Here is a 16865-nt window from a genome sequence, read left to right on the forward strand (position 1 = left end):
CAGCTATCACCAGTACCAACAGCGCGATCGCATCAGAGGAATTCCCGCCATCGAGTCGCGCGATCGCAGCAGAACACGAACACGATGAAGCAGGCAATAGTATGTTTGGCTTCATTGTCTTTTTGCTTTCAGAAAGTATTATTTTCCTTAGTTTTTTCGCCGGATACATTCTTTACAAAACCACAACTCCTAACTGGCTTCCTGCTGGAGTGGAAGGCTTAGAAATTAAAGAACCTGCCATAAATACTGTCGTTTTAGTTTCTAGTAGTTTTGTCATCTACATCGCCGAACGATCTCTGCATCGTCGAAGTCTGTGGAGGTTTCGACTGTTTTGGCTACTAACGATGGCGATGGGTAGCTACTTCCTTTACGGACAGGCGGTAGAATGGCGCAGCCTTGCCTTTGGTTTTACCTCTGGCGTATTCGGAGGAACGTTTTACTTACTAACTGGCTTTCACGGTTTGCACGTTTTCACGGGCATTCTACTGCAAGCTATTATGCTGATTCGTTCCTTTATTCCTGGTAATTATGAAGGAGGACAATTTGGTGTAGAGGCAACCTCGCTGTTTTGGCACTTTGTCGATGTGATTTGGATTATTTTGTTTATTTTGATTTATGTCTGGCAGTAAATATAGGCGAGGTATTGACTATATTTGTAGAGATTGTATGAATCGAGCGATCTAAGTAATCATTGTGAGCTATATAATTCGACCTGTGCTGCCCGAAATTCGAGAACCGCAAGAAATTGATGAAGCAGAATATCGCAAAATCATCAATGCACGAAAGTTAGCTTGGGATATTCTCTTGGTTAAAGAGTTTTTTTCCTATATCGTAAGAAACTTTCTGATACTAGAAAGCGAAATAAATAAAATAGAGATTGAAGCCAAAGCTGATTTTGATAAATTTAGGGAACAATGTAGAAATGGTTCTTTTCACCTTGAAAACACACACATATTTAATCTACTTGTCATGAATTTACTTACTACTTGTAGATCGTATTTGGATTTATTCGATTATCAAGAAAAGAACAAAGAAAGAGAGCTTTTTTTAGAAGAAGAAGAAATACGTAAAACCTTGAAACAGATTAAAGAAAAATATCACGATCGATATATTGTCTGTAGTCTATTTTGGGAATTAAGAAATTATGCACAACATCATTCTCACCCAATAACTGGTAGTCCGACTAATATCAATACTACAGAAGTAAAAATTGAATTTACAGTTAATGCGGAAAAAGTATTTGAGCAATTAATAGCAAAACAAATTAAAAGAACAGGAAAATCGAGTATTCTTCAAGATTTAAAAATTTATCTTCAAGAACAATTAAATTATTACCCTGAAAGAGAATTACAAAAATACCCTAAATACTTGAATATTAGACAACTCATTAAAGAATATATTGTACTGCTCGAAAAAGTCAATCAAGAAGTTAATGAGAAATTAAATTCAAGATTTCAAGAAGCCAAAACTACACTTAGCCAAAAAGTTGAATACTATTGTCATGGTAGTTCTCCAGAATCAGCTTTTGAAATTTATAAACAGAATCAAGAAAATGGAAACTTAGAGAGATTAGACGTATCTCTCAATCTCTTTAATAATTGGGACAAAGTAATTAAAAAATATTCGGGTTTGGATTTTATTAATGATTTAATTTAAAGCAAATTTTCTTGTTAAAAGGATGTTTATTTCTGAACAAATTAAGTGATTCTTGTTAAAAAATTAACAAGTTTTACAAGATTTTGTCAAATGCGATCGAAAAAAAATAATATTTGATCCAGAAAGATATCGCTATTAATAAAACATTAACCATAACAATGAAAAATTTAAAATGCAAACCAAAATAACAGAACAAGCAGCAAAAGAATTAGATAATTTAATTGACTAATGATCGATAACTAATAACCAATAACAAAGGACAAAGGACAAAGGACAAAAAAAATGATTATCGACGATCGCTACTACGATGTAATTATTGTTGGCACAGGTGCAGGTGGAGGAACGCTAACTCATAAACTAGCACCCACTGGCAAGAAAATTTTAGTTTTAGAACGAGGAGGGTTTTTAGAGAAAGAAAGTTCCGAATTGGTTGAAGTAGAAGTATTTAAAAAAGAAGATTATCACGCACCCGAACAGTGGTACGACAATGCAGGAGAACCATTTCATCCTCAAACTTGTTATTCCGTCGGTGGCAACACCAAGATTTATAGTGGCGCGCTACTGCGAATGCGAGAGAAAGATTTTGAAGCAGTTCAACACCAAGACGGCATTTCCCCTGAATGGGGACTGAAATACCAGGATTTTGAACCCTATTATACAGAAGCGGAAAAACTCTATCGCGCTCACGGTAAGGCAGGTGACGATCCCACCGAACCATCTCGCAGCGAAGATTATCCCTTCTCTCCTGTTGAACACGAATCTAATATACAGGATATCGGCGATCGCGTTTCTAAATACGGTTTGCATCCTGCCTATCTTCCCATCGGTATTGGCGATGAAGGAAGAACTGACTCAGAAGATACGGGAGTCACTCCAGCAATCAAGGATAGTAATAATGTGACCCTAAAAACAGGTGCTAAAGTCGTCTGTTTGCACACTAATTCTTCGGGTTCGACGGTTAAAGCGGTAGAAACAGAAATTGACGGACAATCTTATCTATTTATGGGAGATATTATCGTCCTTGCCTGCGGCGCAATTAATTCAGCAGCATTGTTGTTGCGTTCTGCTAATGAAAAGCATCCTCAAGGATTGGCGAACAGTTCCGATTTGGTGGGACGCAACCTGATGAAACACCTGATGACAGTAATTTTACAGCAATCCCCTCAACCTAACTCTGGATTGTTTCAAAGAACCATTTACATTAATGATTTTTACTGGGGAGACGAGAATTTTACCTATCCGATGGGTCACATTCAAAATTCAGGCGGTATCCTCCAAGATGTCATCTTTTCCGAGTCGCCGCCGATTTTATCCGTTGCAGCTAAATTAATGCCTGGATTTGGTTTAAAGCAGTTAGCCAAACGTTCTCTTGGTTGGTGGTTGCAAACGGAAGATTTACCCAATCCCAACAATCGAGTTACCGTTAAAGGTTCTAAATTATATCTAGATTACACGCCTAATAACGTAGAAGCGCACGATCGCTTGTTATATCGTTGGCAAGAAGTTTTAAAAGCTACGGATAAACAATCGCGTGGAATTCATCCCTATGGTAGTGTCCCGATTCAAGTAGTGGCGCATCAATGCGGTACTTGTCGCTTTGGCGAAGATCCTCAATCTTCAGTCTTAGATCTCAACTGTCGTACCCACGATCTCGATAATCTTTATGTGGTCGATAGCAGTTTCTTTCCTTCTAATGCTGCGGTGAGTCCTGCTTTAACAATTATTGCTAATGCTTTAAGAGTAGGGGAGCATTTAATTGAGCGATTGAAGTAGCTGGATCTTAAATTCTGGCGAGTTAGAAAAATCATGAAAAAAACTTGATTCAAACCAGTTGTAAAAAAACGAGCGTGTGTTAGCATAATAACTATGTATTGGTTCTAGTAAGGAGCAGTTACTAGAGGTAACGGGGAAAGTTCGGTGTAAATCCGACGCTGTCCCGCAGCTGTGATGAGATCGAGTTTAAATCTCTCAGTCAGAATGCCCGCCAATGTTAAAATCACTTGCAAAACAATCTGCGAGGTACAGATGTTAAAAAGATTTTTATCGCCAAAAATCATAGCACCCCATCTACTGTTTCCTGGCACTACGAAGGTTAAAAATTCAAGCAAGATAGCTACTTAGACTTGCCTAAGAGTTGTGTTTAATAAGCCAATTTGCTTTCTCTATGTCAAGTAGAAAGACGTAGTGTCTTTGTGCCTAGACGTAGAGAAAAGGAAGGCAGCTTTTAGTTAATCTGACTCAAATGTTTGGATTTATCGAGATATGCGATCGCACCGATAAAAAAGGTGTACGAATGCTTATTTTATCCACATTTTTGACATGAAAAATCGACACGCAATTCTTGTCTGTTCGACTTGCGCTAGCGTTATTTTATTTAGAGCGATCGGTAAGAAATAATATTACCGTTCAAATTTCATAGTTTAGAGTGCGATGCCTCCGAACTCTAGCCAACTGTCTTATCAATTTTTAGGAGAAACGATGAAGATTTTGACAGCAACATTAGGATATCCTCGTATCGGTAAAAATCGCGAAGTCAAGAAAGCGCTAGAAGCTTTTTGGAGTAGCAAAATTGATGCAGGATCATTGCAAAAAACTATCCGAGAAGTAGAAGAAAAAAACTGGAAAACTCAATTAGAAGAAGAAATCGATCGCATTGGTATTGGCGATACTACTCTCTACGATCATGTATTAGATTGGGCAATTCGTCTGGGATTAATTCCTAAAAGATTTCAACCATTTGAAGGATTAGAAAGATACTTTACAATGGCACGAGGGAAAGAAGGAATTCCGGCGCTGGAAATGACCAAATGGTTCGATACCAATTATCATTACCTCGTTCCGGAAATCAGTTCAGATATCTTACCAGCAGATTTTAACGACTTTCTAGAAACTATCGATCGCGCTCAAAGTTTACTAGGTAAAAAAGCGACCCCAATTATTCTAGGAATTTCAACTTTGTTGCGTTTGAGTCGATTAGAAATTAATATCGACGAAGCCATAGAAAAGTTACTTCCTCTCTATGTCAATCTACTCACGGAAATCAAAAATATGGGCATAGAGGAAGTACAAATACACGAACCCGTTTTAGTTTTGAGCGATGCCGTTTCCTTAAAACAACAGTTTCAAACGATTTACAATCGATTAGCTTCCATTGGAATTTTCATTAATCTCGTTACCTACTTCGATGACTTAGGAGAAACCTATCCCTGGGTAATAGATTTACCTGTCGCAGCAATTAGTTTGGATTTTACTCGCGGACGCAATTTAGATTTGATTAAAACTTACGGTTGGAATCACGATAAACGATTAGGAGTCGGCATTGTTGATGCCAGGAATATCTGGCAAATTCGTACCGATCGAGTTCTTCCTTTATTATCAGAAATTAAAACCTTAATCCCCAATATTTCTATTCAACCATCAGCTTCTTTACAGTTCGTCCCCTATGACGCCAAACGAGAAAAACAACTGCCCGAACCCTTACGAAATATTTTGAGTTTTGCCGAACAAAAACTCCAAGAAGTTAAATTCTTGTCACGAACAATAGGGGGAGAAAATACGAGAATCGAACAAGACTTAATAGAGGAATTAATTGATACGAACTGGGAAGCTTTTAAACAGTTTAGTCCAGCGAATAAATCCGTTCGAGAGAAACTAAAAAACCTCAAACTTGATGATTTTCAACGTCCCTTATCTTATCAAGAACGACAGTCGGTACAAGTTTCTCTTCCCCCTTTCCCAACGACGACGATTGGTTCGTTTCCCCAAACCCCTGAAGTGCGACAACTGCGAGTTCGCTACAAGAAAGGCGAGATAACTCAAGAGGAGTATCAAGCTGCTATTGACGCACAAATTGCCCACTGTATCCAACTCCAAGAAGACATTGGCATTGATGTCCTCGTTCACGGAGAGTTTGAGAGGACTGACATGGTGGAATTTTTCGGTCAGCAGTTACAAGGTTTTGCCTTTACCGAACATGGATGGGTACAAAGCTATGGGAGTCGATATGTACGTCCGCCGATTATTTATGGCGATGTGGTTCGTACTTCTGCGATGACGGTACGGGAGTTTAAAGTAGCGCAATCGCTAACTAAAAAACCTGTCAAAGGGATGTTGACAGGACCAGTAACGATGATTAATTGGTCATATGTTAGAGATGACATTTCTCGTGCCGAACAAGCTTTTCAGATTGCTTTAGCATTGAGGGAAGAAGTCGCCGATTTAGAAGCGGCTGGTGCAAGTATGATTCAGATAGACGAACCTGCATTGAGAGAAGGTTTGCCACTGAAGTACGATCGCTGGAATGATTATTTATCGTGGGCAGTAGATGCATTTCGTTTAGCTAGCGCGATCGCAAAACCACAAACTCAAATACATACTCATATGTGTTATTCAGAGTTTGGCGATATTATGTCGCACATCGAACGATTGGATGCTGACGTTCTGTCGATAGAAAACAGTCGCAGCAATAACGAAACCCTATTTGAAGTAACCGAGGCGGGTTATTCCCATCAAGTGGGTAATGGAGTTTACGACGTTCATAGTCCGGCAATTCCCAGTCCCGAACAAATCTTACAACAATTGCGGACCGGAGTAGCTAATTTACCTGTCAAACAAATCTGGGTCAATCCCGATTGCGGACTAAAAACGCGACGTTGGGAAGAAGTCATTCCTGCTTTGAAAAATATGGTAGAAGCAACCAAAGTTTTGCGAGAAGAAATAATAGACACTCAGAAGCAGCATTAGCCATATCTCAGGATTATTTCATTCTGACTTGATTTCACCATTCTCAAGAACCACCCTTCGATTAAAATCGTTGCCTCACATTTAAAGTCATCTTCATACGACTTCTGGCAGTTGTTGCCACTGCTGCAAGATGCAAGATAAGACGAACTTGAACATCTTCATATGAAATATGAAATCCTTAAATGTTTGCCAAAAAGCTAGCTTGACTTTGATAACATTGAATCTGGCACTCGCAGGCGGTAACGCTGTTGCAGGTCCATTTTCAAATTCGACATTCGATCCTGGGAAAATTGATTCGGGCATTCCTGGATTTGTTGGTTCGGATGGTCTAGGTGTTGTCTCTCCCAACAACACTGTCAATCCCATTTTTAGAGATTGGGCGGCGGGATTCACCAACTATCGACCAACGCCAGGCGCATTGAAACGATGGCAAACCCCTGAAAAGACTCTGGGAGAAGTGACAGGTGTATTTGACAGCATTGCCTCCTTGGGAGAATTAACCGCCGAACAAATTGCCGCAGGAGTTTCGCCAGGAGAAATTACCTTAACCTTTGTCTCCCCGATTCGGAACGGGACTGGGTTTGATTTTGCCGTGTTTGAAAACGGATTTGGTTTTGCTTCAGATGGCAGTCTTTTTGGCGAACTTGCTTATGTCGAAGTGTCAACCGATGGCATCAATTTTGCTCGCTTTCCTAGTACTTCTCTCACGCCTGAACCTGTAGCGCCGTTTGGGCGACTGGATGCAACAAATGTTTATAATCTGGCAGGAAAGCACCTCAACAATGGAATTGTCGTTTCTGACGAGGAATTCATTCAAAGTTCCTGGGGAACGCCTTTTGACTTAGAAACGTTAGTTGATCTGCCGACCGTAATTTCAGGACAAGTAGATATCAATAAGATTAACTTTGTTCGCATTGTCGATATTCCAGGGAATGGTGCCTTTCTCGATACCGCAGGTCGTCCAATCTACGATCCCTGGCAGACTCCAATTCCTGGTTCGGGTGGGTTTGACCTAGAAGCCATTGGCGTAATTAATGCCGCTACCGTTTCCGAACCCGTTTCTGTGTTGGGGATTCTGATGTCAGGGATTTTTGGTGTCAGTCTGCGAATTAGTCACAGGAGTAACAAATGTCGAAAGCAAATCCTTCAGATTGGCAACAAAATTTTATCGCCACCAACCTCCTAGCGATTGGTTTCAACGCCTGGAATGGATACTTAAAATGCGATCGCGGTGCGGTTGTTTGCACTACGAGTTCGCCTTTAATCGACGGATTTGGAGAAAGTTTTAAAGCCTATTTTGTTTCTCGAAATCGTTTGGCTGCTTTCTTAAATGCCTGGTTAGCTGCACCCGATACGGTCATCCTCCAGGGTCATCATATGAATGCTCATATTCTTGAGTCCGTCGATAATTACAATCCCGAAACCGACGCAATTTTGCTTTTAGAATCGGGCGATCGAGCCAGTTTTCTTTATCTCAAAAATTTACCCATTACACCCAAACAATGTTATCAACAAGTATGCAAAAAATGGGCAGAATTTCAACTTCAATCTCCTCTATTGACAGGAGAAAAAAGATGTCGCGATTGATTCAAGATAAACAAGAAGTTTATAAATTTTGTAGTAAACATTTCAGTGATTCATATTAAAGCTTCACTAAGAATTATCATGCTAGAATATTATCTTCATCGTTCTGGACAGATTTCCACTGCGATTCATCCCTTTGTTAAAGGAGCGACTCCTAGCAAAAGTAACCAACAGGTTAAATCCCGTCCAGAACAACTACTTCGAGGCATTCATAATCTTGTATTGTCTGGCTTTAGCGCGATTGCTCGTCTGATACGGAGCGACCGACTTCAAAGAATGAATCGCTCGGATTGATGGGAAAATTTTATCTAGGGTAAATCTACGGAACGCTCAATGCGATGAACAGCTTATTTTTCGGAATCGGTCTTTTGATCATCCTATCGATCGTTGGAATTGCAGCTTATTTGCTTGCTGCCCGCAAATATCAATCTTCAGCCTCCGTCGCCAATTCCTATGATGAATGGACGAATGACGGTGTTCTAGAGTTCTACTGGGGAGAACACATTCATTTGGGTCACTACGGTTCGCCGCCACAACGAAAAGACTTTATCGCAGCAAAACATGACTTTGTACATGAAATGGTACGCTGGGGGGGATTAGATCGCCTTCCGACCGGAACGACCGTTTTGGATGTAGGCTGTGGTATTGGCGGTAGCAGTCGAATTTTGGCGCGAGATTATGGATTTGCCGTGACGGGGATTACTATTAGCCCCCAGCAGGTGAAACGTGCCCAAGAACTCACGCCCGCAGATCTGAACGTCCAATTTGCGATCGATGATGCAATGGCGCTGTCATTTCCTGATGCTAGCTTTGATGTAGTCTGGTCAATTGAGGCAGGTCCCCACATGCCCGATAAAGCTCAGTTTGCCAAAGAACTCCTGCGAGTCCTCAAACCAGGTGGGATTCTAGTTGTTGCTGACTGGAATCAGCGAGATGACCGCGCCCAACCGCTCAACTGGTGGGAGCGCCTGGTGATGCGACAACTGCTCGATCAGTGGTCTCATCCAGCTTTTGCCAGCATTGAAGGATTCTCCGAACTGTTAGCCGCCACCGGACTGGTTGCGGGGAGCGTGACAACCGCCGACTGGACGCAAGAAACCCTTCCTTCCTGGCTCGATTCTATCTGGCAAGGGGTAGTACGACCAGAAGGATTGTTAAAGTTTGGTCTAGTAGGACTGATTAAATCTTTGCGAGAAGTGCCGACCTTGCTATTGATGCGGTTGGCATTTGGTACGGGGCTTTGTCGATTTGGTATGTTCCGCGCTGTCCGGGCAGATGTAAATCCTGAAAACTTTTCCGAGCAGAGCGGCGAGAGTTTGGTGCTGTAAACTAACAGTAGATAAATTTAGGAGTGTTTTTAAAGCGTATTAGAGATAATTAATTCAGCTTTTGCATAACGCTGTTTGAGTTGTTGCCAGTGAACGTAAACAACATCGAGAAATGGCATCGCTAATCGAGCTGATAAACTTAGCTGTTTAATTCGCGTAAAAGATTCAACAAAAGCGGTTTTAGCGCCCAATAACTTACCTAAAATAATGAAGGGAACGGCAACGCCTGCACCTGTAGTTAAAATTAATTGAGGACGCTCTTGTAAAATTACTTGAAACGCTAAAATAAAATTTCGGATGAGATTTGGTAAGTTGCGATTGGTAGGGCTATAAGCCCAGTAAACATTTTTATTTTTAAGTGCCGTTTCTGTTGCATCAGTGCGGAAAGTTATCCAACAACAATCATGTTGTCCCCAAAAAACACTTAACTTTTGTAGAGCATTAAAATGACCGCCACTGGAAGAAACCAATAAAACTTTCATTGTGCTATATCTCCTAAAATTAATAGGCAGAATTGTTTAAAGTTAAAGAAAAACGCAGTTGTTCGCGCAGAATTTTAACTTTTTGGAGAAAACCTGTTGCCCTCAAAGCCAGCGATTCAAGACGAGAATAGAGAGATGATGGGAAATAGCGAAGTAAGTAAGCTGCACCTGCCGTTAAAATAGTACGATGGGGTTCGGATAACAGAATTTGCCAGTGAGTTAATAGAGCGCGATTAACTAATTTAACTGCCATGCGACCATCTTTGAGACGAACGGCACGACGAGATAGATAGCGCAGTTGGTAGGCTCTGGCTGGATTTTCCCAACGTTTGACTAATTCTGGAAATTCAGTGCGATGTTTTTCGATCAGTTTTTCCCAAGAGTCCAATTGCTTAAGAATATTGGCAGAGAGTCCTTCTCCATTAACGCGGTAGAGCGTTAAAGAATCTGGAATCCCTTCAATTTGCCAGGAGGTTTGCATGGCAATCCGAAACCAGCATTCGATATCCTCTGACTGTCGGAAACTTTCGTCAAAGTAGAAATCTTCAATCGTTCCATAGAAATTCTTTTGAAAGCGAATGGCTTCAAAGACTTCACGACGAATTACCGGTGCGGAACCATTACCAATGGGGTTGCGACAGAGTAAATGGTCGGGTGTAATATCCTTGAGTTTGGGCATTTGATAAATGCCAAGAGAGTTACCATCGCTGTCGATAAATTGGGAGCGACTGAAGCTAACGCCAACATGAGGTGAAGCTTCTAAATGTTGAACGTGCTTTTCGAGTTTTTCGGGCAACCAGCAATCGTCTCCATCGAGGAAAGCGAGATAGTCGCCTTTGGCGTGGCGGATTCCAGCGTTGCGAGCACCAGCCAAACCGCGATTTTTTTGATGGATTATTCTAATCCGGGGATCTTGAAACTGCCGACAAATCTCGGCACTTTTATCGGGAGATCCATCGTCAACGACGATCAGCTCAAAATTAGAGTAGGTTTGATTGAGTACGGAGCGAATGGTTTGAGCGATGTATTTCTCGACGTTATAGACTGGCACGATGACTGAGACGAGTTTCATATCCGTTTTCCTGTATTGCTTTAAGCCTCTATGTTTCTCAGTATCGCAATCGCCAATTTAAGATCGCGTCTAAGCAAGCATTTAAGATGTCTAACTTTTGTCTAAGTTAATTTTTGATGTGGATAAGGGAAAAATAAATAGGAATTCGGGAGCCTAAAATTTAATTTCACTTACGATCGCCACCCCAAGCCAAACGCCAATAAAAAATGCTCCTGTAATTACTGTGAGGAAAAATATGCCGTCCTCTTGAAACTTAAGAGACTGCCATGAAAGAGACTTTAGCCAACCAACTCAATCAACTCCGTACTACCTTAGGCAAAATGGAAATTGCCTTGGGGACAGTGAATGAGGCGATCGCGTGGACGGATAGCCAGGGGAAAGTAAAGTGGTGTAACATGACCTTCGATCGCTTGGTCAACATTCCTCATATTTCAATTATCGAGAAGCAACTATCAGAATTATTACCTCTTCGGCGATCGGGACAAGATGTATCAGTGGCAGAGCATCCCGTCAATTTGGCTCTCGAAAATCGATCGAAAGGACGAGCCGATTATGAATTTCGAGATTTAATTCTAGAGATTTCGTGGTCTTGTCTGAACCTGCGACATTTATCGGATACAGAACAATCGGAGATAAGTGTCGTGTTAGCAATCCGCGATATTACAGAGTCCAAGCGCAAAGAACAAGCACTACAGCAAGTCAATGAAGAATTAGAAAAGCGAGTGGCAGAGCGAACTCAGCAGTTAACCCGTGCCAATCAACAACTGCAACAAGAACTGGCAGAACGCCGCCGCGTGGAAGCCCAATTGCGGGCAACAACATCGCGCTTAAGCGCCCTAATTCAAAATTTACAAGCAGGCATTCTTGTAGAAAATGAGCTAGGGCAGATCGTCTTAGCCAATCAAAAGTTTTGTCAGCAGTTTGGCATTCCTTTACACCCAGACATGCTAATCGGCGTAGATTGTCAACGCCTTGCCCAAACTTTTCAAGAACCGTTTTTTGATTTCGCCCAAGCCGATCGGCGAATTGAAAACATTCTTAACGATCGACCAGTCGCTACTTCGGAAGAACTGCTTCTGCGCGATGGCAGGATATTCGAGCGAGATGACATACCGATCTGGGTTGACAATCGTCACTGCGGTAAGTTGTGGATGTATCGCGACATCAGCGATCGCAAACAACTCGAAGCCCAATTGCGAGAGCGAGAAAAACGTTTTCGCTTGCTCGTCACTCATGCCCCCGTAGGCATCTTTCAAACCGACTCCCAAGGTCACTGTTTGTTCGTTAACCCGCGCTGGATGGAATTGAGCGGACTGTCCATGGCAGAGGCACTCGGAACGGGTTGGGTTAAGGCTATCCACCCTAGCGATCGCGAGTTAGTCTTTGCCGAGTGGTACGAAAGTGCGAGGACGGAGCGTCAGTTTACGATGGAATATCGTTTTCAGACTCCCGCAGGCAAGGTAAACTGGGTTTTTGGCATGGCGATCGCCATCCGCGATGAAGCAGGCGCGATCGCTGGATATTTCGGTACAGTTACCGATATTACGGCTCGCAAACAGGCAGAGCAAAGATTGCGCGAGAGCGAAGAAAGGCTACGGCTTGCTCTCGAAGCTGTTGAAGAGGGACTTTGGGATTGGAACCCAGTAACGGGGAAGGTCTACCGCAGTCCGCGTTGGGCAACAATACTTGGCTATTCTCCCGATGCACTGGAAAATGACATCGATTGGCGAGATAGACTCGTACATCCAGACGATAAGCCCTACATGTTGGAGCTTCTGGAAGCTCATCTGCGGGGACGCGCCCCCTATTTCGAGATGGAGTTGCGCATGCTTACCCAATCGGGGGAATGGAAATGGATTTTAGATAGAGGTCAAGTTGTCGAACGCGACGAGCAAGGACAACCTCTGAGAATGGTGGGCACTCACAAAGATATTACCGAACGCAAGCGATCTGAAGAAACGCTACGAAAACGATATCAGCAAATCCTTTTACTCAAAGAAATCGTCGCAGAAATTCGCCAAAGTCTCGATCTGCAAAAAATCTTTCAGACGACAGCACAGCGAGTCGGACAGGCATTAAGCGTCGATCGCGCGATTATTTATTCTTATATCGAGCATCCCACCCCACAACTTTTCTGCGTTGCAGAATATTTAACGCCCGATACGAATTCTTTGTTCGATCTAAGCGTGCCGAATGCAGGTGATTCTTACGCACAACAAGTCCTCAGTCAGGATCGGGCAATGGTATCCGACGATATCTTTGCTGAAGCTACCCTCGAACCGATCTGGAATACTTGTCGCCACCTGAACATCAAATCGATGCTAGCGATTCGGATTTGCGATCGCGACAAGCCTTATGGAGTCTTGGTGCTTCACCAATGCAACTCGGTGCGACACTGGGAACGGGATGAGGTAGAGTGGCTCGAAGCCGTAGCGGCGCAAGTGGGAATTGCTTTAGCCCAGGCACAGCTATTAGAACGGGAAAAGAGCCACCGCGAACAATTAGCACGACAAAATCAAGAATTGAGTGCGGCGAAAAAAGCGGCAGACGCAGCTAACCTCGCCAAAAGCGAATTTCTCGCTACTATGAGCCATGAAATTCGCACGCCGATGAATGCTGTCATTGGCATGGCGGGACTGCTATTGGATACAGATTTATCTCCCCAACAGCGACAGTTTGCCGAAACCATTCGCAGTAGCAGCGAAGCTTTGCTAGTCATTTTGAACGATATTCTCGATTTTTCCAAAATTGAGTCTGGTAAGCTGGAATTAGAAGCCTATCCCTTTGAAGTGCAATCTTGTGTCGAAGAAGCACTCAATTTAATCGTGCCCAAAGCGGTTGCCAAAAACCTCCAAGTTATTTATCAGATCGATCCCCAAGTTCCCCGCGCGATCGTCGGTGACATTACTAGAGTCCGTCAAATCTTGGTAAATCTGTTGGGCAATGCGGTCAAGTTTACCGACGCAGGAGAAATTCGCGTTGCTGTAACCGCTTCCCTCGTCAGCAAGGCCGAACAAGCCTACGAGATTCAATTTATGGTCAAAGATACGGGAATCGGCATCGCTCCCCAACAACAACGATTTCTCTTTCAGTCTTTCAGCCAAGCGAATGCCTCAGTGACTCGCAAATATGGCGGGACAGGTTTGGGGTTAGCTATCTGCAAGCGTCTGGCAAAGATGATGGGGGGAAGCATTTGGATGGAAAGTCACGGAACGGTTGCTGGCGCAGCCCCTCCTCGCTGGTTACGTTCCCAAGAAAATCGGGATATTATCTCAACAGTAAGTTCGACAGGTTCGACTTTTTATTTTACCATCGCTGCCAAAGCTGCTCCTTTTTCTTCTACTTTGACCCCTAGCGATTGTCAGGCGCAACTGGAAGGAAAACGCATCTTAATTGTCGATGATAATCCGGTTAATCGAGAATTGTTGACCCAGCTAACTCAATCGTGGGGAATGCTTCCTCGCGCGGCCGATTCGGGATCTCAAGCTCTCTGTTGGTTGCGTCAAGGAGAATCTTTTGACTTGGCAATTCTTGACCTACAAATGCCAAAAATGAATGGAATAGAACTTGCTGAATCCATCCAGGCGTTACCAGAGTGTCGAGCATTGCCCTTGATGATGCTCACAGCCGTTAATTTGTCGCCAAAAGAATTGCAAAAAAGCACCCCAGTTCAGTTTGTCGCTTGGCTTCAGAATCCGGTGCAAAAATCTCAACTCTACGACACTCTCGTGCAGATCTTCTGGACAAAGTCGGTTTCAGAAATTTCTGCTTTACCTGAAGTGGCGATCGCTCAAAGGTCTTCCAGTAATCAAAAGATTGAAACTACCGTTTCTAAACCTTTTCCCTTACGGATTCTCCTGGCGGAAGATAACAGCATTAACCAACAAGTTGCTTTACTAATCCTACAAAAACTGGGATATCGGGCTGATGTAGCGGGTAATGGATGGGAAGCGATTCGCGCCTTACGACAAGCGCCTTATGATGTGGTATTGATGGACGTAGAAATGCCAGAAATGGACGGATTGACAGCGGCTCAACGCATTGCTGAGGAATGGAAACCCAGTCAGCGTCCCTGGTTAATTGCCGTGACAGCCTACGCCATGAAAGGCGATCGCGAGAAATGCTTGGTGGCGGGGATGAACGACTACATCAGCAAACCTATCCGCGAAACCGAATTACTCCAGGCATTAGAAAAAGCCGCTCTACGGTTAGAAAAAGATCGCGCTAACCGTCAAGAAAGCCAACCTCAGACGCACCAAGCAGAAGATTTGATTTTAGACGCTAAAGTACTAGATTCTATCCGCGAGATGGTAGGTGCCCAAGCTGATGAATTTATCGCCCATCTAATCGAGGAATATTTAAAAACCGCACCGCAATATCTCGAACAGATTCGAGACGCGATCGCTTCTTCAAATTTAGAACAATTGCGCCAGTCATCCCATGCTTTAGGTTCGAGTAGCGCCACCTTAGGCGCAGTAAGATTTGCTAAACTTTGCAAGCAGTTTGAGAATTTGGCGCGCTCTGGCACGCTTTCCAACACGACAGCTTTATCGCTCGAATTAGAAACTCAATACCAACAAACGATAGAAGCCTTGGAAAAGTTGTTATGACGGTTTTTAAAAAATGTTGGTGACAGATAGATCTTTAAAACGCCCATTAGAAGCACCTTTCAAAATCCAAAATCCATAATGGTATTATGACTGACGAAAAAAAGCCTCTGATTCTCGTTGCCGATGACGATAGCTCTATCCGCTCGTTACTAAAACTGGCAATTCAAAGTAAAGGCTATCAAGTCGAAGAAGCTGCCAATGGCGAGGAATGTCTAGCGAAATATTCGCGTTGTCAACCCGATATCGTTTTGTTAGACGCATTGATGCCAGTAATGGACGGATTTACTTGCTGTCAGCGCCTGCGTTCTCTAGCTGGAGGCACGCGACTCCCGATTCTGATGCTAACTTTTCTCGACGATCGCGAGTCAATCGACCAAGCCTTTCAAGCAGGAGCGACGGATTACCTCACTAAACCTATCCATTGGGCAGTTCTTTTTCAGAGAGTACAGCGCCTGCTGAGTGCTTCTGAGGCGTTAATTAAAGCCGACGCGATCGCAATACAACTAGAGCAGCAGCAGAACTGGGAGAAGTTAGTCAGAGAAATTATCCAGCAGTTGTCTAATTTTGACAACAGTTGGGACATCTTACCAACGATTATCTCTAAAATTCGGGAATTTTTTCAAGTCGAACGAATTGTTTTTTATCAAAAGGCGAACCAGCAAATAGTCGAATCCGTCGCGTCAGATCGTCCTTCTGTTAAAGATTTCCCTTTTGAGAAGCTAGATTGGCAATACCATCCGGGACAAGTTATGGCAATTGACAATCTCGATCGCGCCGAATTATCTCCAGATGCGATCGCATCCTTGCATCAAGCGAACGTTCGATCGCTGTTAATCGCTCCCATATTTACTCAGAAACAATTATGGGGACTGCTGTGCGCTCATGGGTGCAATAGCGATCGCGTTTGGGAAAAATTAGAAATAGAGCGATTTTCTGACCTAGCCAATCTACTCTCGCTAGCGATTTAACGCGAATTTTCCTGCCAATAACTCTTTTCTGGGCGTTGTGCGATCGCCCGGCGATCGTCTCGCGCCAAGGCACAAATAACCAGAATAACCAGTAGTGCGATCATCTTGGTCGTGAACGAGACGCATGCACTTACGCACACGCTACTACCAATTTTCAGGTTTTCGCAATCGACATTCTTCTCCCCTCTCCCAAATAGGAAGAGGAGTTGGGGGTGAGAGCGATCGACTATCATTTTCCCTTCCAGCTTACTCTCTTGGAGGGGATTTTACTGGGTTTTGTTACATCTGTCCCTAACTAGCAACTTAGGGCATGATAATGTCGCAGATCGCCAAATCAGGCAGCACCTCTTGTAATTTTTGGATGCCGATGCGACCATTTTCTGCATCGAGCACTTCATTTGACTTTAGCGCCTAGTTACCTA

The 16865-nt window shown here is 43.1% G+C and carries 13 protein-coding genes and 1 riboswitch; of the genes, 10 read left to right on the top strand and 3 right to left on the bottom strand.

The annotated features are described in order from the left end of the window. The first annotated feature begins 101 nt into the window (after positions 1–101). The 8 genes from NIES593_RS09960 to NIES593_RS09995 all read left to right on the top strand — a co-directional run bounded on the left by NIES593_RS09960 (position 102) and on the right by NIES593_RS09995 (position 9311). Positions 102–629: a cytochrome c oxidase subunit 3 gene (locus NIES593_RS09960; RefSeq protein WP_342747341.1), complete on the top strand. Its 528-nt coding sequence runs from the start codon at positions 102–104 to the stop codon at positions 627–629. 85 nt (positions 630–714) lie between these two features. Then, positions 715–1656 (top strand): hypothetical protein, encoded by a 942-nt coding sequence (locus tag NIES593_RS09965; protein WP_139253666.1) that lies wholly within the window; start codon positions 715–717, stop codon positions 1654–1656. Between the two features lie 282 nt (positions 1657–1938). Beyond that, entirely contained in the window at positions 1939–3429 is a 1491-nt protein-coding gene (locus NIES593_RS09970) for a GMC oxidoreductase (RefSeq protein ID WP_073599435.1), read from the top strand. An 82-nt stretch (positions 3430–3511) separates the two neighbouring features. Beyond that, positions 3512–3659: riboswitch (cobalamin riboswitch) on the top strand. A gap of 475 nt (positions 3660–4134) precedes the next feature. After that, positions 4135–6399, top strand: coding sequence for a 5-methyltetrahydropteroyltriglutamate--homocysteine S-methyltransferase (metE, locus tag NIES593_RS09975; RefSeq protein WP_073599472.1), 2265 nt, complete (start codon positions 4135–4137; stop codon positions 6397–6399). 169 nt (positions 6400–6568) lie between these two features. Further along, the gene (locus tag NIES593_RS09980; RefSeq protein WP_073599436.1) at positions 6569–7585 is read left to right on the top strand and encodes a hypothetical protein; all 1017 of its coding nucleotides are present in this window, start codon (positions 6569–6571) and stop codon (positions 7583–7585) included. After that, on the top strand, positions 7528–7986 hold the full coding sequence (locus NIES593_RS09985) for a hypothetical protein (RefSeq protein WP_073599437.1): 459 nt from the start codon (positions 7528–7530) through the stop codon (positions 7984–7986). The genes NIES593_RS09980 and NIES593_RS09985 overlap by 58 nt, the downstream gene beginning before the upstream one ends. Positions 7987–8064: 78 nt before the next feature. Beyond that, on the top strand, positions 8065–8277 hold the full coding sequence (locus tag NIES593_RS09990; protein ID WP_139253667.1) for a hypothetical protein: 213 nt from the start codon (positions 8065–8067) through the stop codon (positions 8275–8277). A gap of 44 nt (positions 8278–8321) precedes the next feature. Then, the gene (locus tag NIES593_RS09995) at positions 8322–9311 is read left to right on the top strand and encodes a methyltransferase domain-containing protein (protein WP_073599439.1); all 990 of its coding nucleotides are present in this window, start codon (positions 8322–8324) and stop codon (positions 9309–9311) included. 29 nt (positions 9312–9340) lie between these two features. On the opposite strand, the gene pssD is transcribed toward NIES593_RS09995, so the two are convergent. Next, complete coding sequence (gene pssD / locus NIES593_RS10000) at positions 9341–9793, bottom strand: PssD/Cps14F family polysaccharide biosynthesis glycosyltransferase (protein WP_015143007.1); 453 nt, start codon at positions 9791–9793, stop codon at positions 9341–9343. Positions 9794–9812: 19 nt separating this feature from the next. Next, positions 9813–10865, bottom strand: a complete 1053-nt coding sequence (locus tag NIES593_RS10005; RefSeq protein WP_073599440.1) for a glycosyltransferase family 2 protein — start codon at positions 10863–10865, stop codon at positions 9813–9815. Between the two features lie 266 nt (positions 10866–11131). Here NIES593_RS10005 and NIES593_RS10010 point away from each other — a divergent pair, with 266 nt between their 5' ends. Both NIES593_RS10010 and NIES593_RS10015 read left to right on the top strand, forming a co-directional pair. Then, positions 11132–15475 carry a PAS domain S-box protein gene (locus tag NIES593_RS10010; protein ID WP_073599441.1) on the top strand — a complete coding sequence of 1448 codons (4344 nt, stop codon included), beginning with the start codon at positions 11132–11134 and terminating at the stop codon, positions 15473–15475. 86 nt (positions 15476–15561) lie between these two features. Further along, positions 15562–16443, top strand: a complete 882-nt coding sequence (locus tag NIES593_RS10015; RefSeq protein ID WP_073599442.1) for a response regulator — start codon at positions 15562–15564, stop codon at positions 16441–16443. On the opposite strand, the gene NIES593_RS10020 is transcribed toward NIES593_RS10015, so the two are convergent. Continuing rightward, on the bottom strand, positions 16440–16676 hold the full coding sequence (locus tag NIES593_RS10020) for a hypothetical protein (RefSeq protein WP_073599443.1): 237 nt from the start codon (positions 16674–16676) through the stop codon (positions 16440–16442). The genes NIES593_RS10015 and NIES593_RS10020 overlap by 4 nt on opposite strands. Between the last annotated feature and the right edge of the window lie 189 nt (positions 16677–16865).

This window comes from Hydrococcus rivularis NIES-593 (assembly GCF_001904635.1).
In the GTDB taxonomy this organism is placed as follows: Bacteria; Cyanobacteriota; Cyanobacteriia; order Cyanobacteriales; family Microcystaceae; genus Hydrococcus; species Hydrococcus rivularis.

Bases quoted from the DNA above. Each gene is read 5' to 3' on its own strand.
- NIES593_RS09990 (WP_139253667.1), top strand. From the start codon at position 8,065: ATGCTAGAATATTATCTTCATCGTTCTGGACAGATTTCCACTGCGATT.
- NIES593_RS09995 (WP_073599439.1), top strand. From the start codon at position 8,322: ATGAACAGCTTATTTTTCGGAATCGGTCTTTTGATCATCCTATCGATC.
- NIES593_RS10020 (WP_073599443.1), bottom strand. From the start codon at position 16,676: ATGATAGTCGATCGCTCTCACCCCCAACTCCTCTTCCTATTTGGGAGA.
- NIES593_RS10010 (WP_073599441.1), top strand. From the start codon at position 11,132: ATGAAAGAGACTTTAGCCAACCAACTCAATCAACTCCGTACTACCTTA.
- NIES593_RS09970 (WP_073599435.1), top strand. From the start codon at position 1,939: ATGATTATCGACGATCGCTACTACGATGTAATTATTGTTGGCACAGGT.
- NIES593_RS09980 (WP_073599436.1), top strand. From the start codon at position 6,569: ATGAAATCCTTAAATGTTTGCCAAAAAGCTAGCTTGACTTTGATAACA.
- NIES593_RS09985 (WP_073599437.1), top strand. From the start codon at position 7,528: ATGTCGAAAGCAAATCCTTCAGATTGGCAACAAAATTTTATCGCCACC.
- NIES593_RS09960 (WP_342747341.1), top strand. From the start codon at position 102: ATGTTTGGCTTCATTGTCTTTTTGCTTTCAGAAAGTATTATTTTCCTT.
- metE (WP_073599472.1), top strand. From the start codon at position 4,135: ATGAAGATTTTGACAGCAACATTAGGATATCCTCGTATCGGTAAAAAT.
- NIES593_RS10015 (WP_073599442.1), top strand. From the start codon at position 15,562: ATGACTGACGAAAAAAAGCCTCTGATTCTCGTTGCCGATGACGATAGC.
- NIES593_RS10005 (WP_073599440.1), bottom strand. From the start codon at position 10,865: ATGAAACTCGTCTCAGTCATCGTGCCAGTCTATAACGTCGAGAAATAC.
- pssD (WP_015143007.1), bottom strand. From the start codon at position 9,793: ATGAAAGTTTTATTGGTTTCTTCCAGTGGCGGTCATTTTAATGCTCTA.